16 protein-coding genes and 1 pseudogene are annotated in these 21,255 nt (G+C 66.4%); 9 read left to right on the top strand and 8 right to left on the bottom strand.

All coding sequences use genetic code 11. The features are described from left to right. Positions 1-90 precede the first annotated feature (90 nt). The 3 genes from AC5P6H_RS09730 to aptA form a co-directional block, all read right to left on the bottom strand. Positions 91-1,377: a DUF445 domain-containing protein gene (locus AC5P6H_RS09730; RefSeq protein ID WP_495202561.1), complete on the bottom strand. Its 1,287-nt coding sequence runs from the start codon at positions 1,375-1,377 to the stop codon at positions 91-93. Positions 1,378-1,501: 124 nt separating this feature from the next. Beyond that, complete coding sequence (locus tag AC5P6H_RS09725) at positions 1,502-2,380, bottom strand: ParB N-terminal domain-containing protein (RefSeq protein WP_014646555.1); 879 nt, start codon at positions 2,378-2,380, stop codon at positions 1,502-1,504. A gap of 62 nt (positions 2,381-2,442) precedes the next feature. Further along, a complete protein-coding gene (gene aptA / locus AC5P6H_RS09720) occupies positions 2,443-3,795 on the bottom strand; it encodes an omega-aminotransferase AptA (protein ID WP_014646556.1) in 1,353 nt (450 codons plus the stop codon). Between the two features lie 103 nt (positions 3,796-3,898). On the opposite strand from aptA, the pseudogene AC5P6H_RS09715 reads away from it, so the two are divergent. Together AC5P6H_RS09715 and AC5P6H_RS09710 are read left to right on the top strand one after the other, a co-directional pair. Further along, a pseudogene (locus tag AC5P6H_RS09715) lies at positions 3,899-5,394 on the top strand (aldehyde dehydrogenase). A gap of 200 nt (positions 5,395-5,594) precedes the next feature. Next, complete coding sequence (locus AC5P6H_RS09710) at positions 5,595-6,896, top strand: MFS transporter (RefSeq protein ID WP_032961593.1); 1,302 nt, start codon at positions 5,595-5,597, stop codon at positions 6,894-6,896. Here AC5P6H_RS09710 and AC5P6H_RS09705 read toward each other — a convergent pair. The 3 genes from AC5P6H_RS09705 to AC5P6H_RS09695 form a co-directional block, all read right to left on the bottom strand. Further along, positions 6,877-7,338, bottom strand: coding sequence for a bacteriohemerythrin (locus tag AC5P6H_RS09705; protein WP_004151683.1), 462 nt, complete (start codon positions 7,336-7,338; stop codon positions 6,877-6,879). The genes AC5P6H_RS09710 and AC5P6H_RS09705 overlap by 20 nt on opposite strands. A gap of 85 nt (positions 7,339-7,423) precedes the next feature. Continuing rightward, on the bottom strand, positions 7,424-8,767 hold the full coding sequence (locus AC5P6H_RS09700) for a diguanylate cyclase (protein ID WP_041863220.1): 1,344 nt from the start codon (positions 8,765-8,767) through the stop codon (positions 7,424-7,426). Between the two features lie 96 nt (positions 8,768-8,863). Further along, a complete protein-coding gene (locus AC5P6H_RS09695) occupies positions 8,864-10,426 on the bottom strand; it encodes an MASE1 domain-containing protein (RefSeq protein WP_478406370.1) in 1,563 nt (520 codons plus the stop codon). A 459-nt stretch (positions 10,427-10,885) separates the two neighbouring features. Here AC5P6H_RS09695 and AC5P6H_RS09690 point away from each other — a divergent pair, with 459 nt between their 5' ends. Next, positions 10,886-11,374, top strand: coding sequence for a hypothetical protein (locus AC5P6H_RS09690; RefSeq protein WP_049405537.1), 489 nt, complete (start codon positions 10,886-10,888; stop codon positions 11,372-11,374). Positions 11,375-11,532: 158 nt separating this feature from the next. Here the strand turns inward: AC5P6H_RS09690 and AC5P6H_RS09685 are convergent, their stop codons facing one another. Both AC5P6H_RS09685 and AC5P6H_RS09680 read right to left on the bottom strand, forming a co-directional pair. Continuing rightward, the gene (locus AC5P6H_RS09685) at positions 11,533-13,125 is read right to left on the bottom strand and encodes an MASE1 domain-containing protein (protein ID WP_049405548.1); all 1,593 of its coding nucleotides are present in this window, start codon (positions 13,123-13,125) and stop codon (positions 11,533-11,535) included. A 225-nt stretch (positions 13,126-13,350) separates the two neighbouring features. Continuing rightward, entirely contained in the window at positions 13,351-14,628 is a 1,278-nt protein-coding gene (locus AC5P6H_RS09680; protein ID WP_164232471.1) for an NAD(P)/FAD-dependent oxidoreductase, read from the bottom strand. Between the two features lie 161 nt (positions 14,629-14,789). Between AC5P6H_RS09680 and AC5P6H_RS09675 the strand changes: the two genes are divergently transcribed. The 6 genes from AC5P6H_RS09675 (at position 14,790) to AC5P6H_RS09650 (ending at position 21,241) form a co-directional block, all read left to right on the top strand. Beyond that, on the top strand, positions 14,790-15,551 hold the full coding sequence (locus AC5P6H_RS09675; protein ID WP_495202560.1) for a gamma-glutamyl-gamma-aminobutyrate hydrolase family protein: 762 nt from the start codon (positions 14,790-14,792) through the stop codon (positions 15,549-15,551). After that, positions 15,548-16,945, top strand: coding sequence for a glutamine synthetase family protein (locus AC5P6H_RS09670; protein ID WP_046429791.1), 1,398 nt, complete (start codon positions 15,548-15,550; stop codon positions 16,943-16,945). Before AC5P6H_RS09675 ends, AC5P6H_RS09670 begins: the two co-directional genes overlap by 4 nt. A gap of 92 nt (positions 16,946-17,037) precedes the next feature. Further along, a complete protein-coding gene (locus tag AC5P6H_RS09665; protein ID WP_495202559.1) occupies positions 17,038-18,147 on the top strand; it encodes a polyamine ABC transporter substrate-binding protein in 1,110 nt (369 codons plus the stop codon). Positions 18,148-18,336: 189 nt separating this feature from the next. Next, positions 18,337-19,473 (top strand): ABC transporter ATP-binding protein, encoded by a 1,137-nt coding sequence (locus AC5P6H_RS09660; protein WP_014646566.1) that lies wholly within the window; start codon positions 18,337-18,339, stop codon positions 19,471-19,473. Then, positions 19,470-20,402: an ABC transporter permease subunit gene (locus AC5P6H_RS09655; protein ID WP_014646567.1), complete on the top strand. Its 933-nt coding sequence runs from the start codon at positions 19,470-19,472 to the stop codon at positions 20,400-20,402. Before AC5P6H_RS09660 ends, AC5P6H_RS09655 begins: the two co-directional genes overlap by 4 nt. Continuing rightward, positions 20,399-21,241: an ABC transporter permease subunit gene (locus tag AC5P6H_RS09650; RefSeq protein ID WP_005415928.1), complete on the top strand. Its 843-nt coding sequence runs from the start codon at positions 20,399-20,401 to the stop codon at positions 21,239-21,241. Before AC5P6H_RS09655 ends, AC5P6H_RS09650 begins: the two co-directional genes overlap by 4 nt. Positions 21,242-21,255 lie beyond the last annotated feature (14 nt).

The following is a 21,255-nucleotide window of genomic DNA, read 5'->3' as shown; positions in this document are numbered from 1 at the left end:
GCCCGCTTGGCTAAGCGTACAACCGATCAGTAAATGATAGGCATTCGCATTTTATGAATCAAGCATGATGATCCGGGGGCGCACCGAGGCCTAGAACCTGAACACCACTGTCGCCGCATGCAGCAACAGGCCGATCAGCCCACCCACCAGCGTGCCGTTGAAGCGGATGAACTGCAGGTCGCGGCCCACGCTCAATTCCAGCTGTTCGACCAGATGCCGCTCGTCCCAGCCCTTCACGGTCTGCGCGATATGCGTGGTCACACCCTCGCGCAGGCGGCCGGTCAGGCGTTGCGCACCTTCCAGCAGGTGCTGGTTGAGGGCCTCGCGCAGGGCCGGGGCGGCCTGCAGGCTGGCGCCCAGCGAGGCGAGGCTGCGCTGCAGGTGTCCGACCAGCGCCGAGTCCTCGCGCTGCAGGTCGTCGCGCAGGCTGGCGTGGATGCGCGCCCACAGCCCTTGCACGTAGTCCTGCAGGGCCGGATGGTCGATCATTTCCTGCTTGAGCTGTTCGATGCGCTCGGCCAGGGCCGGGTCCTCGCGCAGGCGCTGCACGTAGTTCTGCAGCCAGGTCTCGTAGTCCTGGCGCAGCGGATGCTGCGGCTCGGCCAATACCTGCTGCAGTTCTTCCAGCACCGCCCGCGCCAGGCGCTCGGCCAGGCTGTCGCCGATCTCATCGATCGGCTTCACCCAGTTCACCGTGCTCGAGAGCGTCGGCCATTCGCGCTGGATGTAGCGCACGATCAGCTGCGAGGCGCGTTCCTTCACTTCTGGCTGTTCCAGCCAGCGGCCGAGCCGCTGCAGGCCCTCGTCCAGCACGCGCTGGTGGCGCCCGTCGGCGGTCAGCAGGGCAAGCAGCTCACCGGCGGTGGCGGCGGCATTCCACTGCCGCAGCTGCTGCACCACGAACGCATGCAGCTGCCGGCGCACCGCTGTCTCGTCGAAGAAGTCCAGTGCCTGCAGGGCCCAGCCGCGTGCCATGTCGGCCAGCATCCGCGAGCGCGCCGGGTCGGCCAGCCAACTGCCGAGGCGGCTGGCCGGATCGAACACCTGCAGCTTGGCCAGCAGCACCTGCGGTTCCAGGAACTGGTCACGCACGAACAGGGCGAGGCTGTCGCCGATGCGTTCCTTGCTGCGCGGGATGATCGCAGTGTGCGGAATCGGCAGGCCCATCGGGCGCCGGAACAGCGCGACGACGGCGAACCAGTCGGCCAGTGCGCCCACGGCTGCGGCCTCGCAGAACGCCGAGACCCAGGCCCAGATGCCGCGTTCGCCCTGCCAGTGGCTGACCGCGAATCCGGCCAGCATCAACAGCAGCAGGCCCAGTGCGAGGGCTTTCAGGCGTCGCAGCTGAGCGCGGCGCGGATCGTGGGCAGGCGTCATGCCGGAAGTCTAACCGCAGCCCGGTGACGCCTGCCTGTAGAGCCGAGCCCATGCTCGGCTGCCTTGCGCGTGGCAAAGAGCAGCCGAGCATGGGCTCGGCTCTACAGAAGCGCGTCGAGAGCGCTTACAGCGCTTCCAGTTGCTTGCGCAACGCAGCCAGCTGCGCGCGCAGGGTGTCGTTCTCGCGGGTCAGCGCGACGACGCGGCGGCGCAGTGCCGGGGCATCCTCGCCCAGTTGTTCCAGCGCCGACAGCACCTCGGCGTCGCGGCTGGCGATCTGCTCCTCGTCCGGTTCCTCGAAGTCCATCTCGGCCGCTTCCGGCTTCGGTGCGCGCGGCTTGCGCTTGGACTCGCGCACGCGCTTGGCGGCCTGCTTCAGCTCGTCCTTGCCACCGGCGGCGGCGGCGCGCTGCTCTTCTTCCGGCAGGTCGGCCACGGCGGCGGCGGCGCTGATCGAGATCACGCCGGCCTTGACCGCTTCCACCACCTCGGCGGCGGCCTGGGCGTGGATGCGCTCGATCATGCCGACCTGGCTGGTGCTCAGCTTGGCTTCGCGCGCCAGCTCGGCGCGGCTGATCTTCGGTGCCGGTTCCCACGGCGGACTGTCTTCACCGGTCTCATCGGCGACGTCGGCGGTGCCATCGCTCTCGCGCTGCAGCTGCGCCTGCTCGACCTGCTTGCGGGCGGCCAGGATGTCGCGCTTGCGCAGCGCCAGCACGCCGCGCTGGAAGTCGGACACGCTGCGGCGGCCCAGATGCTGTTCGATCATCCACAGGTGCACGTCTTCCATGCTCTGGAAGCGGGTGTTCTGCACGGTATTGAAGGGCAGGCCATGCTTCTGGCAGATGCCGAAACGGTTATGGCCATCGACCAGTACATTCCCCCACAGCACCAGCGCATCGCGGCAGCCTTCGGCCAGGATGCTGCGCTCCAGCGCGTCATGTTCGTCCGCGGTCAGCGGGTCGATGTAGGCCTTGAGTTCTTCTTTGACGACGATATCCATGGGCACGGCAGCGAGCAGGAGCGGAACCGCCCATTGTACCCGCTCGCCACCATCGGCCCGGCTCAGGCGGTGGCCCGGATCATCTCGCCCAGGGTGCCGGTGATCTGGTCGATCTGCGCCTTGTCCACGATCAGCGGCGGCGACAGCGCGATGATGTCGCCGGTGCAGCGCACCAGCAGTCGGCCGTCGTGGAAGCAGCGCCGGTAGACCTCGTAGCCCCGGCTGCCCGGCGCATCGCGGCGAGGCGCCAGCTCAACCGCGCCGACCAGGCCGAAGTTGCGGATGTCGATCACGTTGGGCAGGCCCTGCAGCGCATGCAGTCGTTCCTGCCAGTACTCGCCCAGCTCGATGGCGCGCTCGAACAGACGCTCCTCGGCATAGACCTCCAGCGTCGCCAGCGCCGCGGCGCAGGCCAGCGGGTGCCCCGAACAGGTATAGCCATGGAAAAGCTCGATGGCCTGTGGCGGTGCCTGCATCAGGGTTGCATGCACGGCGTCGCTGGCCAGCACGCCACCCAGCGGTACCGCGCCGTTGCTGACCGCCTTGGCGAAGGTCAGCAGGTCCGGGGTGACCCCGAAGCGCTGCGCGGCGAAGGGCATCCCAACCCGGCCGAAACCGGTGATGACCTCGTCGAACACCAGCAGGATGCCGTGCTGGTCGCACAGTTCGCGCAGGCGCTGCAGGTAACCCGGTGCGGGCAGGATCACCCCGGCTGAGCCGGCAATGGGTTCAACGAATACGGCGGCAATCGTCGAGGCATCATGCAGCGCGATCAGCCGTTCCAGGTCATCGGCCAGCTCCGCGCCCTGGCGCGGCAGGCCCCTGCTGAACGCATTGCGCGGCAGGTCCAGGGTGTGGCGCAGGTAGTCGACGCCGCCCAGCTGCAGGCCGAACGGCTTGCGGTTGTTGGGCAGCCCGCCCAGCGCCATGCCGCCGAAACCCACCCCGTGGTAGGCCTTCTCGCGGCTGATGAAGCGGGTGCGCTGGCCCTCGCCGCGCTGGCGGTGGTAGGCCAGCACGATCTTCATCGCGGTATCCACCGCCTCGGAACCGGAGCTGGTGAAGAACACATGGTTGAGCGGGCCCGGCGCCAAGGCGGCCAGCCGCTGCGCCAGGGCGAAGGCCGGCGGCGAGCCCATCTGGAAGGCCGGCGAATAGTCGAGCGTGCGCGCCTGCTCGACGATGGCCTCGACGATGCGCGGCCGTGCATGGCCCGCGTTGCAGCACCAGAGGCCGGCGGTGCCATCGAGGATCTGGCGGCCGTCGACATCCTCGTAGTGCATGCCCTCGGCACGCACCAGCACACGCGGCGCGGCCTTGAACTGGCGGTTGGCGGTGAACGGCATCCAGTACGCCTCCAATGACTCCGGGCGTCGGGTGGCCAGATCGTGCAGGTCGCTCGCGGAACGCTTCATGCCAGCTCCATCGGGTCCGATGGGGGAAATGTAGCGCAGCCACGTCACGGTGGAGTCGCGGCCGCGCCGGTATAACCGGGGAAACTGTTCCGAGGAGCCCGACATGGCCGACTTTCCCGACCGCAGCCACTGGCAGGCGCTGGCCCAGCAGCTTTCGATACCCGGACAGGCCTTTATCGAGGGTCGTTACACCGACGCTGTCAGCGGCGCGCGCTTCGACTGCATCAGCCCGATTGATGGTCGCGTGCTGGGGGTGGTCGCCGACTGCGATGCACAGGACGTGGAGCGCGCAGTGGGCGCGGCGCGGCGTGCCTTCGATGCGGGCCACTGGTCACAGGCCAGCCCGGCCCATCGCAAGCGCGTGCTGCTGGCGTTGGCGGCGTTGGTGGAAAAACACGCGGACGAGCTGGCCCTGCTGGAAACCCTGGACATGGGCAAGCCGGTGCGTGATGCGCGTCGTATCGACCTGCCCGGCGCGGTGCGCTGCCTGCGCTGGACGGCCGAAGCGGTGGACAAGCTGTACGGTGAGGTCGCGCCCACCGGCCCGCATGAGCTGGGCCTGGTCACGCGCGAGCCCGCCGGCGTGGTGGCGGCGATCGTGCCGTGGAATTTCCCGTTGCTGATGGCGTGCTGGAAGATCGCGCCTGCATTGGCCATGGGCAACTCGGTGGTGCTCAAGCCTTCCGAGCGCTCGCCCCTGAGTGCGTTGCGGCTGGCGGCGCTGGCCGCCGAAGCGGGCCTGCCGGAGGGTGTGCTGAACGTGCTGCCGGGCCACGGTGCGCGCGTCGGTGAGCCGTTGGCCCTGCACATGGATGTGGACGTGCTGGCGTTCACCGGCTCCACGGCCACCGGCGCGCGGCTGCTGCAGTATTCAGGGCGGTCCAACCTCAAGCGGGTCTGGCTGGAGTGTGGTGGCAAGAGCCCGCACGTGGTGTTTGCCGATGCCCCGATCTGGATGCCGCTGCGAAGGCGGTGGCACGGGGCATTTTCTTCAACCAGGGCGAGGTCTGTACTGCCGGGTCACGGCTGCTGGTGCAGCGCTCGATCCGCGAGGATTTCGTGCACCAGGTGGTTGCCTACGGCCAGCACATGCAGCCGTGCCACCCGCTTGACGCCGACGCACCGATGGGCGCGCTGGTGGATGCCGCGCATCTGGACAAGGTGATGGGGGATATCGTGCGTGCCGAAAGCGAGGGCGCCCGCCTGCTGCTGGGCGGTCATCGCGCCGATGTCGAGGCGGGCGGTTGTTATGTGCAGCCCACGGTGTTCGATCAGGTGAGCCCCGACCAGGCATTGGCGCGCGAGGAAGTATTCGGGCCGGTGCTGGCGGTGCTCGGCTTTGACGACGAAGCCGAAGCGGTGCGCCTGGCCAATGACAGCCGCTACGGCCTCGCCGCCGGCCTGTGGACGCGCGATCTGGGCCGCGCCCACCGCGTCGCACGCCAGCTGCGCGCCGGCAGCGTCTGGGTGAACGGCTGGGATGGCGGTGACATGACCGCCCCGTTCGGTGGCTACAAGCAGTCCGGCAATGGGCGCGACAAATCGCTGCATGCGTTCGACAAGTACAGCGAGATCAAGGCCACCTGGATCCAGCTGTAACGGCGTCGGGGCTTGCGCCCACATGTAGAGCCGAGCCGATGCTCGGCTGCATTTCGTGGAATGTGGTCGAGCAGGGGCGAGAACCTGCAGAACAATGGCGCCTGCCACCCTCGTTGGCATCGGTGTCGGCTGAAACCATCGTCCCGTGCGGCCACCGGCCCGTGGCAGAATCGGGCGATCCGCCGTTACCCGTGTTGCCGATGTCGACGATCACCGCTGCCGCACCGCCCGTGAACTCTCCCCGCCGCGTCCTGTTGGCCAGCCTGATCGGCACCACCATCGAATTCTTCGATTTCTACATCTACGCCACGGCCGCAGTGCTGGTGTTCCCGCACCTGTTCTTCCCGGACAGCAGCGAACAGGCGGCGCTGTTGCAGTCACTGGCGACCTTCGCGGTGGCGTTCATCGCACGGCCGGTCGGCTCGGCGGTGTTCGGCCATTTCGGCGACCGCATCGGCCGCAAGGCCACCCTGGTCGCCGCGTTGCTGACCATGGGCCTGTCCACGGTGCTGATCGGTCTGCTGCCGACCCACGCGCAGATTGGCCTGTGGGCGCCCGCGCTGCTGGCGCTGTGCCGCTTCGGCCAGGGCCTGGGCCTGGGCGGCGAGTGGGGTGGGGCGGTGCTGCTGGCCACCGAGAACGCGCCGCCGGGCAAGCGCGCCTGGTACGGCATGTTCCCGCAGCTGGGCGCGCCGATCGGTTTCCTGTTGTCGGCGGGCATTTTCCTGGCGCTCGGCCGCTGCCTGAGCCAGGACGACTTCCTGCAGTGGGGCTGGCGTATTCCGTTCGTGGCCAGCGCGCTGCTGGTCGGCCTGGGCCTGTGGGTGCGCCTGAACATCCATGAGACGCCCGACTTCAAGCAGGCACTGGAGCGCAAGGCGCCGGTGCGGCTGCCGATGTGGACGGTGCTGCGTGACCATCCGGTGGCGATGCTGCTGGGCACGCTGGGGGCGTTCGCCACCTTCGTGCTGTTCTACCTGATGACCGTGTTCAGCCTCGGCCATGGCACCGCCGTGCTGGGCTACAGCCGCGAGCAGTTCCTGCTGATGCAGATGGCCGGCATGCTGTTCTTCGCGCTGGGCATCCCGTTGTCGGCGCGCTATGGCGACCGCTGGGGCACGCGTCGCACGATGATCGTGGCCAGCGTGCTGATCATCGGCTTCGGCGTGCTGTTCGCTCCGCTGTTCCAGCCGCACAGTCCCTGGCTGGTCACGGCGTTCCTGTGCCTGGGCCTGTTCCTGATGGGGCTGACCTACGGCCCCTGCGGCACCTTCCTGGCCGAGATCTACCCGGTGGAAGTGCGCTACACCGGCGCCTCGCTGTCATTCAACCTGGCCGGCATTCTGGGTGCGGCGCCGGCGCCGTACCTGGCCACCTGGCTGGCGGAACGCTTCGGCCTGGTCGCGGTCGGCTACTACCTGTGCCTGACTGCGGCAGCGACCCTGTGCGCGCTGGTGGCCCTGCACCGGCGCGCGCTGCGGCTCAGCCAAAGAAGCGCTTGAGCGTGCGCCCCAGCCAACCGCCGCCCTGGTGTTCGCGGGCGAACTGGTTCAAGTGCGCCTTGACCTGTTCGGCGTAGGCCTGGTCATCGCCGCGGATGTGGTTGAACAACCAGCGCGAGAGCATGGTGCGCAGTTCATCGCTGATGTCCTCGCCGGCCTGGAAGCGCATGCGGTACTCCGATACCCGCTTGATGAAGACTTCATGCACGCGCTTGTGCGCGGCACAGAACGGATAGCCCGCTTCCTCCATCAGTTCTTCCTCGAACGCGAAGTGCGACATGGTGTAGTCCACCACTTCGTCGATCACCTCGCCCACTGCCGCACGCTGCATGCTGGCCTGGGCCACGTGCAAATGGTTGAGCATCTCGATGATGCGGCGGTGTTGTTGGTCGATCACATCGATGCCGATGTTCAGATCGTCCTGCCAGACCAGTAGTGCCATCCCCGGCTCCCCTTCATGCGTATGTCGGGGCTGACTGTAGAGCTGCCGCGCTGGCGCGGCGTTGATCTGGATCAAGGCTGCCCGGTCAGGTCAGCGCGGGCTCGCGCGGGCGCAGCGGGCTGGCCACCGTGGTGCAGCTGACCCGGTTGCGGCCGCCGGCCTTGGCCAGGTACAGCTGGCGGTCGGCTTCGGAGATCAGCCGATGCAGTGCATCGCGCTGCGGGCGCAGGCAGCACAGGCCGATGCTCACCGTCATGCGCAGGCTGGCGGTGCCGATGTCCACTTCCAGCGCGGCGATGCGCTGGCGCAGTTCCTCGAAGTACAGCAGGGCCTCGTCCTGCTCCATGTCCGGCACCAGCAGGCAGAACTCCTCGCCGCCGAAGCGGGCGGTCAGGTCGTGGCTGCGGGCATGCGCGGCCACCGCACCGGCCACCGCGCGCAGCGCGTCATCGCCGGCTTCGTGACCGTAGGTGTCGTTGATGTGCTTGAAGTGGTCGATGTCGATCATTGCCACCGCCACGCACTGGCCATGCAGCTGCAGTTGCGGCAGCTGGCGCTGGCTCTGTTCCAGGAAGCAGCGACGGTTGGGCAGGCCGGTGAGGAAGTCGCGGGTGGCCAGGTCCTGCAGCGTGCCGATCAGCTCCAGCTGATCCACGTTCTGCGAGACCCGGCAGAAGAACTCCTCGCGCGAGAACGGCTTGCGCAGGAAGTCGTTGGCGCCGTTCTTCAGGAAGCGCGGGATCAGCGAAGCGTCGGTATTGCCGGAAATGCCGATCACCGCCACCTTGTCGCGCGAGCGCAGGGTGCGCAGGCGGCGGGTGAACTCCACGCCCTGCATGCCGGGCATTTCCTGGTCGACCACGGCCAGGCGGATCGCAGGATGCGCGTCGATCGCGGCCAGGCCCTCGTTGCCGTCAGCGGCCTCGTGCACCTCGTGGCCGTACATGCGCAGCAGGGCGGCGGCATAGCCGCGCGCGGACGGCGAGTCGTCCACCACCAGTGCCGCAATGCGCCGGTTGCGCTCCAGGCGCTGCACCAGCCACACCAGGTAGTCGATGCTGCCCGGCGTGTTCTTCAGCACGTAGTCGATGATCTGCTGCTGCAGTACGCGCTTGCGCAGATCCTCGTCGTAGACGCTGCTGACCACCACGGTGGGCAGGCCGCGCCTGAGGAAGAACTCGACCACCGCGTCGCGGTCGCCGTCGGCCAGCACCAGCCCGGTCAGTACCAGGAACCAGCCCCCATCCTCGCTCAGCAGGCGATCGGCCTCGGCCAGGGTGGAAGCGATCACCACCGGCAGTTCCAGGCGCTGCTCGATGGCCTCGCGCAGCATGCCGGTGAACGCACGGGAGTTTTCGACCAGCAGGATCCGCTGCGGCAGCGGATCGGCCAGGTCGCCATCGACGGCGGCCTGCGGCAGGACGGGCATGATGCGGTGGCTCACGAGGGAGGGACTCGGCACGGATAGCGGCGGTTTCGGGTGCAACTTTAGCCGGAGCAGCGTGCCCTGCGCGTCGTTCACCGATCAGGCAGGCGATGCGAATGCCGCCGCTGTACCCGCAAGCGATTCGTGCAGGACGAGCCGGAGCCGGTTGCCACGGCAATGCACCGTGCCGCCGTAGGCCATTATCCGGCCGGCCAGACGCTCGATGGCCTGCTGAACGGTCCGGTTCGACAGCGTGCGACCGCGGTCAAGCAGGCCAACGACCACCACGATGCCGCGCCGGTCGCCCGCCTGGCCGCTCCGGGCGCGCACGCTGACCTGTCCCGACTCCAGTTCCAGCAGCAGCGACACCGCCTCGATCAGCGAGCGATAGATGGCGAGCTGCAGGTCGACAGTCAGCAGGCAGGGGTTGCCCTCCAGCCGGGGCGGAATCACGCGATGGGAGTTGTCCCAGCTTTCGCATGCGCCGCTAACCCGCAGCGCGATATACAGCCCAACCTGCTCCAGCCCCGTGGGGTAGACCAGACTGGCCTGTTCACGGAACAGCCGCGAGTGCACGGATGAGGCGTGCTGCAGGCTGTTGGCCACCGCATGATGCCCCTGCGCCTTCAGCCAGCTGACCATCTCGCCGAGCGAGCTGTCCATGCCTTCGCCGAGTTGCTTGAGATGGGAGGCGCGCTCGCGAAGCTCACGCTCACGGGTCTGGTGCGAACTACGTGCCAGGCGCAACGTGGTTTCCTCTGCCAGTCCACGGCACCGTGCACGCTCATGGTGATAGCTGATGCTGGACCCCAGGGCGAGCAGTGCGACACTCATCACGGCCATGTTCTGCTGGGTGGCGAAGGTGCCCAGGTCGAACGAGGACGGTAGGCCGGTGCTGGGTGTGGCGAAATGGAGTGGAAGGTTCAACAGCGGAATCGCGATGGCAGCGCCACGCCACCCATGCATGAAGGTCAGGGCGATCGCTGGGAGGGAGGACAGCAGCACCAGGTGGGTGCGTGTGGTGTGGGCGCTGATGGCCGTAAGCTGCATGCACAGGCCCAGGACCAGCATCACCAGGATGGCCGTGACCGTAGGCGCAGCAAAGCGGCGCGTCCAATTGGGGGCCGCGTGTCGTCGCGACCAGAGGAATGCCAACGGCACGAGGGTGATGATGGCGGCGAAGTGGCCAAAGATCGTGCGATCAACTGCGCTAAGCAGGTTGCTCGGCGGTGGGTTCGACCACAGAGCAAATGAAATGCCCATATTGAGAGCCGGGACGAACAACGCCGTGCAGAAGGTCAACGACAGCAACCAGAGGCCGGTGGCGGACTCCGATGGCATTCTCATGCGATGCAGGTAGACCACCAGCATCGCCACGGGCATCAGCAGCGTCGAGGCCAGAATGACCCAGGCCAGGCCGTAGGTGTCGATCATGGGAATGCGCAAGGTTGCGAAGTACGCGTACTCGCCAAGCAGCAGGTAGGGCCACAGGCGGGTCGGGACGATCAGTAGTGCCGCTGCCCGGATGCCCGCGGGCAGGAAGAACTGATCCAGCGAGAACTGACGCGAGGCAAGGCAGCCCAGGGCGTAGACGGCCGCGAGTGCGATTCCGACGGGTCGGATCCGGAAGCTCAGTTCAATTGCTTCTTTGAATCGGTCCAAGCCCGCGCCTCTCGTCTCCCGGCCAATGATGACTGACCACTTCCGCAGACACTATCGACAGTTGGAGATGGGTGCAATCGAGGTGTCTGGCCTCCCTTTGCGCTGCAATCGGCGGCTTCCCATGCTTCGAGGCCCTACATGCCCGGCAGTGCGGCGGCATAGCCACCAGAGGACGGTGAATCATCCACAATCAGTGCGCCCATGTGTCGATCGCGTTTCAGCCGTTGCACCCGCCACGTTCGGCGGTTGATGCTGTCCGCTGTGTTCGCCGTCACACAATCGACGACATCCTGCTGTTGCACGCGCCTGTCCAGGTCCTTGTCGCAGATGCCGCTGACCCGCACCGTGCGCGGGTTTCGCCGCGGGTATTGGCGATTTCGGAGGCAGATTCGGCGTGGCATGGGTTTGCATCGATCCAGTGGATTATCTCCGACAGGCACTGCGGAGTCCGCCCGGTATATGCTGATGCGATTGGCGGTAGCATCCTTCTTGATCCGTATTGCATCCAACCTGGAGGTCAGTGTGAGAAGTTTCCGAATTCATGCATTTGCTGGTGCATTGATGTTGGTGCCGGTATCCGTTTTTGCTTTTGCCCCGAGTGACGACCATGGAATCAAGTTGGCCGGCCAAGGACTCGGCCAGTCGATTCCGCAGGCACAAGACCTCAGCGTGGATCCCGGCTGGTTGGTCTATGGGTTCGAGCGCGATGGCATGGATTATTTCCAGGTAAACGATCTCGCAGGGCACGTGCACATCGTGATCGGCAATGCTGCCGGCACGTTCTGGGTGCTGCCGGCAGGTGACCCGTCTGCGAAGGTGTCGTTGCCGGAGCAGCGCCTGCCTGTTCCCGCCAAGGCCACCAGAACGGTTGTCTATCGGGCCCCCGCATTCACGCTGGTCAGATATGCAAGCGGAGCTGATGTGTTGTGGGCAGTAGAGGCACCCTGATACTGACAGTTGCCGGGATATCGGCCAGCTTCAGTATCAGACTGCATGGGCACCCGGTGTTCGCCGGGTGCCCATGACGCCCTGGGCCAGGGGGACGAGCGGGACGTTATGCGATTCTGCTGTGTTGGTTCGATCCGGTCGCTTGACTGTGAAATGCACTACTGCAGCGCAGAGGGTGCGGGGCAGCCGTACCGCGATGGAGTACTGGCTACTGCCTCCAGTCTGGTTTCGCGGTCGAGGAACAGAATCCTGACCCGGTTGCGATAGCAGTCAACGGTCCCGTCATAGGGGAGGGTTCGCCCGGTCAGTCGCTCGAACGCTGCCATCGTTGTCTGCTTGGAAAGGCGTCTGCGCTGTTCCAGCAGTGACACGACCATGAGGATTCCGCGCCTGGAGCCCATTCTGCCGCACCTTGCACGAATGCGAATCTGACCACCTTCATGCTTGAGAAGAATGGAGACCGCGTCAATCAGTGTCCGGTAAGCGGCCAACTGCAGTTCCACGCTCAGGTTGCAGGGGTCGCCTTTCAGATCCGGGCGGAGAACGCGCTCCGTCAGCTTCCACGACTCACGGATGCCACCCGCCTGCAGGGCCACGTAAAGCCCAAGATGCTCCAGGCCCGAGGGATAGACCATGCTTGTCTGTTCGCGAAAGAGCCGCGAATGTACATTCGAGGTATGCAGAAGGCTGTTGGCCACTGCGTGATGTCCCTGGGCCTTGAGCCATTCGGCCAGCTCAACCAGCGACGTATCAATGCCGTCGCCGAGCTTGCGAAGGTGCAGGGCACGTTCACGCAGCTCCATCTCGCTGGCCAATTGCGAGCTCCTCGCCAGATGGATGGCGTCCCTTTCCCCCATCTCGCGCAGCCTGTAACGGTGGTAGAAGTGGGTGATGCGTGATCCGAGCAGCAGCAATACGATGCCGCTGATCGCCATGATCTGCTGGGTGATGAAGGCCGCTGGATCGAATGCGGTGGGATGGGTGTTGGGCGTGGTCAGGCCGATGACCATGTTGAGCACCGGCACTGCAAGGGCAGCCCCCTTCCAGCCATACAGGCAGGTAAGCGCGGCCGCGGGGAGTGCCAACAGCAGCAGGAACGTTGCCTTCAATGCAATCCAGTCTGCGGGCAGTTGAGTCGCTGCTATCCCGATCAGCAGCATCGATGAAAGTGCTGCCAGCATCGGGGTCTTTCGTCGAGCGTTCCACTCCTGCCCCACGTCCTGCCGCGCCCACAGCATGGCGATGGGGGCCACCGTCAGAATGCCGATGAAATCACCCACGCTGAAGCGCGCGGCATTGGTCAGGAAGGGTGTGGAAGGAGGTGTTGGCCAGAGCAGATGGGAAAAACTGAGGTTGAGCAGAGTAATAACGACGCTGGAAGCGGCGGCAATCAACAAGAGGCCGATCGTCTGCGACTCCGCCATCAGTCGCCGTTGCAGCTTCACAATCAGCATCACCGCTGGCATGAGGAATGCGGAGGCAACAATGACCCATGTCAGGCCGTACTTCTCGATCATCGGCACGCGGGACTGTGCAAAGTACGCATATTCGCCCAGCAGCAGGTAGGGCCACAGGCGCGGCGGGCACAACAGCACGGCTGCCACCCGGATGCCGGCTGGCAAATAGAACTGATCCAGCGACAGCTGTCGGGTTGCCCAATAGGCCACTGCATAAAGCAAGGCAATCATCAGGCCAGCCGGACGAATGCGCACCTTCAGCAACAATCCTTCTTTCCACCAGTCCAATCGCACGTCCCCCTCTCCTACGTGTCCCCTGTCAGCATCCATTCGCCGCGGGGCCCGGTTTCTCAGGACGGTATCGGTCTGCGAACGATTATGCAATTGCATAGCTGCGCATTTAGGAAATTGTCCAGCCATCCATCACAGATGTCGCGTGAAAATCTGTGACGTGTGCAGCACGATCAGCGCTGCGGTACGTTTGTCAGAACGTTCAATACAGGTGGAGATGCAGAATCTTCACCACAACGCATCCCGCAGCTTGTACCAGGACATCGCCGCCACCAGCAGCGGCGTGCGCAGCAGCCGGCCGCCGGGGAAGGGCGCATGCCGAAGGCGCTGGAACACGTCCAGGCGCTCGCTCTGGCCGGCAATGGCGGCGGCGATCACCTCGCCGGCCAGCCCGGCGGCGGCCACCCCATGGCCGGAGAAGCCCTGCGCGAAGTACAGGTCGCCGTCCAGCCGGCCCCAATGCGGGGCGCGGTTGCGGGTGATGTCCACATAGCCGCCCCAGACCTGGTCCAGCGCCACGTCGGCCAGCTGTGGGAACACCTGGTGCATGCGCCGCTGCATCACCCCGCGCAGGCCGGGTGGGGGCAGCGCCGAGTAGCTGGCGCGCCCGCCAAACAGCAGCCGATGGTCATGGCTGAGGCGGAAATAGTCCAATGCCCAGGCGGTGTCGGCCACGGCCATGTCGTTGCCGATCAGGGCGCGGGCGCGCTCGGCCCCCAGCGGCGCGCTGGCGCCGATATAGGTGCCGACCGGCATGATCCGCCGTTCCAGCTCGGGCAGCAGGCCCTGCAGCCAGGCATTTCCGGCCACCACCAGATGCGCGGCGCGTACGCTGCCCTGCGCGGTGTGCAGGGTGGGCTGCGGTCCGCGCTGCACGCGGGTTACCGCCGAATCCTCGTGGATCACCACGCCGGCCGCGCGCGCCGCATCGGCCAGACCGCGCGCATAGGCCAGCGGGTGCAGGTGCGCGCTGAGCGGATCGAACATCGCGGCACGATAGCGCGGGCTGTCCAGCTGCGCGCGCAGGGCGTCACGGTCCCACCACTGCATGGGGTAGTCGTAATGGCGTTGCAGGTGCTCGCAGTTGGCCCGCAGCTCGCGCTCATGGCGTTCGCGGATGGCGACGCTGGCGTGGCCTTCCACCCAATGGCAGTCAATGCCGTGGCGATTGATGCGGGCGCGCATCGCCTGCACCGCGTCGCGCGACCAGTCGAACAGGTGGCGCGCATCATCACGACCGAGCTGACGCTCCAGCTCATCCACCTCGCAGCCGTAGCCGACCAGCGCCTGGCCACCATTGCGGCCGGACGCGCCCCAGCCGATCCGCTGCGCTTCCAGCACTACCACGCGCCGGCCACGTGCCGCCAGTTCCAGGGCTGCGGTCAGCCCGGTATAGCCGGCGCCCAGCACCGCAACGTCGGCCTGCACATTACCCTGCAGCGGGGGCAGTGCGGGCGGTTCGGGCAGGCTGGCGGCGTACCAGCTGGGCGGGAACGCGGCGCTCACTGCAGGCCTCGCGGGTGCAGGGCGGGAGGGCGGAGCGGGGCAGGTCGATCGGCGTTCACCCCGGTAGTTTCGCCGATGCGTGACGGCTGTGATGTGACGGCACCGACTTGCCGCCTTCGCCGGGCGACGGGTAACGTGTTGGCACGCCAAGGAGTTTTCCCATGCGCAGCCTGCCCTGGGTGGGCCTGCCCACCGACAGCACCGTGCTCGGCCATCACCGTTTCGCGGTGGCCGGCGAGAAGTACGTGCGCGCGCTGGCCGAGGCGGCCGAGGTGACTCCGGTAGTGTTGCCGAGCCTGCAGCCACCGCTGCCGGCCGGCGACTGGCTGCAGGGGCTGGATGGCCTGCTGCTGACCGGCGCGGTCAGCAATATCGAACCGCAGCACTACGAAGGTGGCCGCAGCTGGCCAGGCAATCCACATGACCCGGCCCGCGATGCCAATGCCTTTGCGTTGCTGCACGAGGCACTGGCGCTGGACCTGCCGGTGCTGGCGATCTGCCGCGGCTTCCAGGAGTTGAACGTCGCGCTGGGCGGCAGCCTGCATCCGCAGGTTCACGCGGTGCCTGGCCTGGCCGACCATCGCGAAGAACCGCAGGCGCCGGTGGAGGTGCAGTATGGGCCGGCGCACGCGGTCACGCTGGCCGCCGATGGCTGGCTGGCGCAGTGGCACGGCAGTGGCCGCGCGCAGGTCAATTCGGTACACGGGCAGGGTGTCGCCCGCCTGGCGCAGGGGCTGCAGGTCGAGGCCGTGGCCGACGATGGGCTGGTCGAAGCGGCACGCAGCCTGCACCATCGTTTCGTGCTCGGCGTACAGTGGCACCCGGAGTGGCGTGTCATGCAGGCGCCGTTCTATCACGCTATTTTCCGTGCGTTCGGCCAGGCTTGCCGGCAGCACCAACAGAACCGACTGGATTCCCGATGAGTTCCCGAACGCGCCCGCGCAAGACGGCCACGCCCCCCGCACCGCAGGAAAGCACGCTGCTGCGCTGGCTGAAGGAGCGGCGCATCACCGAGGTGGAATGCCTGGTGCCGGACATCACCGGCAACGCGCGCGGCAAGATCATTCCCGCCGACAAGTTCTCGCACGACTACGGCACGCGCCTGCCTGAGGGCATCTTCGCCACCACCGTCACCGGCGAGTTCCCTGACGATTATTACGAGCTGACCTCGCCGTCCGACTCGGACATGATGCTGCGCCCCGATCCGGACACGGTGCGCATGGTGCCGTGGGCGGCCGACGCCACCGCGCAGGTCATCCACGATTGCTACACCAAGAGCGGTGAGCCGCACGAACTGGCGCCGCGCAACGTGCTGCGCCGCGTGCTGGCAGCCTACGCCGAGCTGGGCCTGCGCCCGGTGGTGGCGCCGGAACTGGAGTTCTTCCTGGTGCAGAAGAACACCGACCCGGACTTCCCGCTGCTGCCACCGGCCGGCCGCTCCGGGCGCCCGGAGACCGCGCGGCAGTCGTACTCGATCGATGCGGTCAACGAGTTCGACCCGATCCTCGACCTGATGTACGACTACGCCGATGCGATGAAGCTGGACGTGGACACGCTGATCCACGAGTCCGGCGCGGCGCAGCTGGAGGTCAACTTCACCCATGCCGATGCGATGGACCTGGCCGACCAGGTGTTCCTGTTCAAGCGCACCATGCGCGAAGCGGCGATGCGCCACGGGGTGTATGCCACGTTCCTGGCCAAGCCGATGGAAAACGAGCCGGGCAGTGCCATGCACATCCACCAGAGCCTGGTGCGGGTGAGCGATGGCAGCAACGTGTTCGCCGGCGAGACCGATGCCGAGGGCGAGTTCAGCCCGGTGTTCGGGCACTACCTGGGCGGCCTGCAGAAGTACGCACCGCAGGCGATGGCGTTCTTCGCGCCGAACGTGAACTCCTACCGCCGGCTGGTGTTCGGCGAAGTCTCGCCGAGCAACGTCCACTGGGGTTTCGACAACCGCACCTGCGGCCTGCGCGTGCCGCTGGATACGCCGGAGAACATGCGCGTGGAAAGCCGTTTCGCCGGGTCCGATGCCAATCCCTACCTGGCGATGGCCGCGACCCTGGCCTGCGGCCTGTTGGGCATCCGCGAGCGGCTGGCACCGGATGCGCCGGTGACCGGCAGCGCCAAGGAACTGGGCTACGACCTGCCGCGCTCGCTGGGCGAGGCGCTGGACGGGCTGGAGCGGTGCAGCGAGCTGCAGGCCCTGCTGGGTGAGCGCTTCTGCCGGGCCTACATCTCGGTCAAGCGCAAGGAATACGAGACCTTTTTCCGCGTCATCAGCTCGTGGGAGCGCGAGTTCCTGCTGCTGAACGTCTGAGCATCCGGAATAGAAAAATCCGCCGCCGGGGGGTAGGCTGGCACCCGTCGCCGGCCCCGCCGGCCCCCCCTTCCCGCATTCTGGAGCACCCGATGAAGCTGCGTATCCTCACGCTCGGCCTGGCCTCCGCCATGCTCGCCGCCTGTGGCGGTGGCAATGGCGGCGCGCAGGACAGCCAGGTCCTGAACGTCTACAACTACAGCGATTACATCGCCGAGGACACCATTCCGACCTTCGAGAAGGAGAGCGGGATCAAGGTGACCTACGATGTGTTCGACAGTGACGAGATGGTCGAGACCAAACTGCTGGCCGGCAACAGCGGCTATGACGTGGTGGTGCCGACCCTGAACTTCTTCGGTCGCCAGATCCAGGCCGGTGTGTTCCTGCCGCTGGACAAGAGCAAGATCCCGAACCTGGCCAACCTCGATCCGGCGGTGATGAAGCGCATCGCCACCCAGGACCCGGGCAACCAGTACGGCGTGCCGTACATGATCGGCACCACCGGCATCGGCTACAACGTGGACATGCTGAAGCAGCGCTTCGGCGGCAGCGCCGACATCGCCAACAGCTGGGACCTGGTGTTCAAGCCGGAGAACATCAGCAAGATGAAGGACTGCGGCGTGACCATCCTGGACACGCCAGCGGACATGATCCCGATCGCACTGCATTACCTGGCCCTGGACCCGCACAGCGGCGACCCGGCCGAGCTGCAGAAGGCCGCCGACCTGCTGAAGTCGATCCGCCCGTACGTGCAGAACTTCCACTCCTCGCAGTACGTGGGTTCGCTGGCCAACGGCGGTACCTGCCTGGTGGTCGGCTGGTCGGGTGACATCATCCAGGCCCGCGACCGCGCCGAGGAAGCCAGCAATGGCGTGCACGTGGCCTATTCGATCCCGAAGGAAGGCGCACCGCAGTGGTTCGACATGCTGGCGATCCCGAAGGACGCCAAGCATCCGGAAGCCGCGTACGCCTTCATCAACTACCTGCTGCAGCCGAAGGTTGCCGCGGCCAACACCAACTTCATCCACTACGCCAACCCGGTGCCGACCGCGACCCCGCTGGTGGACGAGGCGATCCGTACCGACCCGACCATCTACCCGCCGGCCGACGTGGCCGAGAAGATGTTCACCTACTCGATCAACACGCCGGAGACCGACAAGCTCTACACCCGGCTGTGGACCGAGGTGAAGACCGGGCGCTAAGGGCTGGCTGGCAGGTGGGTGCCGACCGTTGGTCGGCATGCTTTTCCGGCGGGGCCGGCCAACGGTCGGCCCCCACCAGATCTGCATATCCCCCCGGCCCGGTGGGTGCCACCTGTTGCCGTCATATCCCCTGCAGCCCCCGGCCGTTAGAATGGCGGCCGCTGTCCACCGCCCGCTCCCGGAGCCCCCATGCCCGTTGAAGCCCAGCCGGTAGCCGCCGTCGTCGACACGACCGGTGCGCCCGGCTATCTCTCCATTCGTGATTTGCGCAAGGAATTCGACGGTTTCGTCGCCGTCGACGACGTCAATCTGGACGTGCGCAAGGGCGAGATCTTTGCCCTGCTCGGAGGCTCCGGCAGCGGCAAGTCGACCCTGCTGCGCTGCCTGGGCGGCTTCGAGACGCCCACCAAGGGCAGCATCACCGTCGATGGCCAGCGCCTGGACGCGCTGCCGCCGTACCAGCGGCCGGTCAACATGATGTTCCAGTCCTATGCGCTGTTCCCGCACATGACGGTCGAACAGAACATTGCCTTCGGCCTGAAGCAGGATGGCCTGGGCAAGGACGCGATCAGCAAGCGCGTCGGCGAGATGCTCGACCTGGTGCAGATGGGCCACCTGGGCAAGCGCAAGCCGCACCAGCTGTCCGGTGGCCAGCAGCAGCGCGTGGCGCTGGCGCGGTCGCTGGCCAAGGGGCCGAAGCTGCTGCTGCTGGACGAGCCGATGGGCGCGCTGGACAAGAAGCTGCGCTCGCAGATGCAGCTGGAACTGGTCAGCATCATCGAGTCGTCGGGCGTGACCTGCGTGATGGTCACCCACGACCAGGAAGAAGCGATGACCATGGCTACCCGCATCGCGGTGATGGATGCCGGCTGGATCCAGCAGGTCGGCAAGCCGGACGAGGTCTACGAGCAGCCGGCCAACCGCTTCGTCGCCGAGTTCATCGGTTCGGTCAACCTGTTTGACGGGGTGATCGACGAGGACCTGCCCGAGTACGTGACCGTGCGCTCGCCGCTGTTCCCGGCACCGATCTACATCGCCCATGGCATCACCTGTTACGAAGGGCAGCCGGTCGCATTCGCGCTGCGCCCGGAAAAGGTGATGATCGGCAAGGACGAGCCGGAAGGGCACACCAACAAAGCGCAGGGCGTGATCGAGGACATCGCCTATTTCGGCAGCCATTCGGTCTACCACGTGCGGCTGCCCAGCGGCGCCAAGGTGCTGGCCAACTTCGCCAACTCGCAGCGCTGGGCCAGCGACGGCCTGACCTGGGGTGACAGCGTGTGGGTGCACTGGCGCGACAACGACGGCGTGGTGCTGACCTCATGAGCGTCGCCGGCCTGAAGCGCTGGCTGCCGGGGCTGCGTGCCACGGTGATCGGCATTCCGTACCTGTGGCTGCTGCTGTTCTTCGCAGTGCCGTTCCTGATCGTGCTGATGATCAGCTTCTCGCTCAGCCGGGTCGGCTCGCCGCCGTATACCTGGCTGCTGCAGTACGCCGACGGCGGCTTCTCGCTGAAGCTGAACCTGGAGAACTACCTGGCGCTGTTCCGCGATTCGATCTATGCGCAGGCGTTCCTGAGCTCGATCAAGATCGCGGCGATCTCCACCTTCTTCACCCTGCTGATCGGCTATCCGATGGCCTATGCCATCGCGCGCCTGTCGCCGGCCGCACGCAACGTGGCGATGATGCTGGTGGTGCTGCCGTCGTGGACCTCGTTCCTGATCCGCGTGTATGCGTGGAAGGCAATCCTGGACCGCAATGGCCTGCTTGACCAGTTCCTGCAGTTCACTGGCCTGCAGACGCTGATGACGTCGATGGGGCTGCCGAAACTGCAGCTGATCGATACGCCGACCGCCGCCTATATCGGCATCGTCTACTGCTACCTGCCGTTCATGGTGCTGCCGCTGTACGCCAACCTGGTCAAGCATGACCACCGCCTGCTGGAAGCGGCCTACGACCTCGGCGCCAAGCCGTGGCAGGCGTTCCTGCGCATCACGTTGCCGCTGTCGAAGGCCGGCATCATCGCCGGCTGCATGCTGGTGATGATCCCGGCGGTGGGTGAGTTCGTGATCCCGGAAATGCTCGGTGGTTCGGAGACGCTGATGGTCGGCCGCCAGCTGTGGAACGAGTTCTTCAACAACCGCAACTGGCCGGGCGCTTCGGCGATGGCGGTGGCGATGATCCTGTTGCTGCTGGTGCCGATCCTGCTGTTCAACCGTTCCCAGCAGCGCCTGCTGGAAGGGAAGCAGGCATGAGCCCGCGTACCGCCAAGGGCCTGGGGCTGGGCGTGCTGCTGCTCGGCTTCGCCTTCCTGTACCTGCCGATCCTGTTGTTGATGTTCTACTCGTTCAACAGCTCGCGGCTGGCGATGGTCTGGGCCGGGTTCTCCACCCGCGCCTACAGCGACCTGTTCGCCGACCGCGCGCTGATGGACGCGATGTGGACCAGCCTGGTGGTGGCGTTCTGGACCGCCTGTACCGCCACCGTGCTGGGTACGCTGGCGGCGATGGTGATGACCCGCTTCAAGCGATTCCGTGGCAAGCCACTGTTCGGCGCGCTGGTGACCGCGCCGCTGGTGATGCCGGACGTGATCCTGGGCTTCTCGCTGATGGCGCTGCTGGCATCGATGGGCGCGATTCCCGGCTTCCCGGCGCGTGGCCTGGCCACTATCTGGATCGCGCACGTGACCTTCACCCTCTGCTTCGTCACCGTGGTGGTGTCCTCGCGCCTGCAGGAAATGGACCTGTCGCTGGAAGAAGCGGCGATGGACCTGGGCGCCAGCCGGTTGACCGTGTTCACCCGCATCACCCTGCCCATCATCGCGCCGGCGCTGGTGGCGGGTTGGCTGCTGGCCTTCACCCTGTCGCTGGATGACGTGGTGGTGGCCAGCTTCGTGGCCACGCCGGGCTCGACCACGCTGCCGATGAAGGTGTTCGCTTCGGTGCGCATGGGCATCAGTCCGAAGATCAACGCGTTGGCCACGCTGCTGGTGTCGGCGGTGTCGATCGCTGCGGTGATCGGCTGGTACATCAACGCCCGCGCCGAGAAGCGGCGCCAGCGCGACCTGCAGCTGGCGCGGCAGGACAACGGCTGAGTACACGGCCTGTC

The organism is Stenotrophomonas sp. YJH_SMC_110 (genome assembly GCF_059369255.1).
The sequence above is the reverse complement of the archived record's forward strand: the minus strand, read 5'-3'. Positions and strand labels throughout refer to the sequence as shown.

Excerpts from the sequence above, each read along its gene's own strand:
- AC5P6H_RS09675 (WP_495202560.1), top strand. The coding sequence starts at position 14,790 with ATGCGCAGCCTGCCCTGGGTGGGCCTGCCCACCGACAGCACCGTGCTC.
- aptA (WP_014646556.1), bottom strand. The coding sequence starts at position 3,795 with ATGAAGCGTTCCGCGAGCGACCTGCACGATCTGGCCACCCGACGCCCG.
- AC5P6H_RS09730 (WP_495202561.1), bottom strand. The coding sequence starts at position 1,377 with ATGACGCCTGCCCACGATCCGCGCCGCGCTCAGCTGCGACGCCTGAAA.
- AC5P6H_RS09655 (WP_014646567.1), top strand. The coding sequence starts at position 19,470 with ATGAGCGTCGCCGGCCTGAAGCGCTGGCTGCCGGGGCTGCGTGCCACG.
- AC5P6H_RS09725 (WP_014646555.1), bottom strand. The coding sequence starts at position 2,380 with ATGGATATCGTCGTCAAAGAAGAACTCAAGGCCTACATCGACCCGCTG.
- AC5P6H_RS09705 (WP_004151683.1), bottom strand. The coding sequence starts at position 7,338 with ATGGCACTACTGGTCTGGCAGGACGATCTGAACATCGGCATCGATGTG.
- AC5P6H_RS09660 (WP_014646566.1), top strand. The coding sequence starts at position 18,337 with ATGCCCGTTGAAGCCCAGCCGGTAGCCGCCGTCGTCGACACGACCGGT.
- AC5P6H_RS09650 (WP_005415928.1), top strand. The coding sequence starts at position 20,399 with ATGAGCCCGCGTACCGCCAAGGGCCTGGGGCTGGGCGTGCTGCTGCTC.
- AC5P6H_RS09690 (WP_049405537.1), top strand. The coding sequence starts at position 10,886 with ATGCTGATGCGATTGGCGGTAGCATCCTTCTTGATCCGTATTGCATCC.
- AC5P6H_RS09700 (WP_041863220.1), bottom strand. The coding sequence starts at position 8,767 with ATGCCCGTCCTGCCGCAGGCCGCCGTCGATGGCGACCTGGCCGATCCG.
- AC5P6H_RS09670 (WP_046429791.1), top strand. The coding sequence starts at position 15,548 with ATGAGTTCCCGAACGCGCCCGCGCAAGACGGCCACGCCCCCCGCACCG.
- AC5P6H_RS09665 (WP_495202559.1), top strand. The coding sequence starts at position 17,038 with ATGAAGCTGCGTATCCTCACGCTCGGCCTGGCCTCCGCCATGCTCGCC.
- AC5P6H_RS09710 (WP_032961593.1), top strand. The coding sequence starts at position 5,595 with ATGTCGACGATCACCGCTGCCGCACCGCCCGTGAACTCTCCCCGCCGC.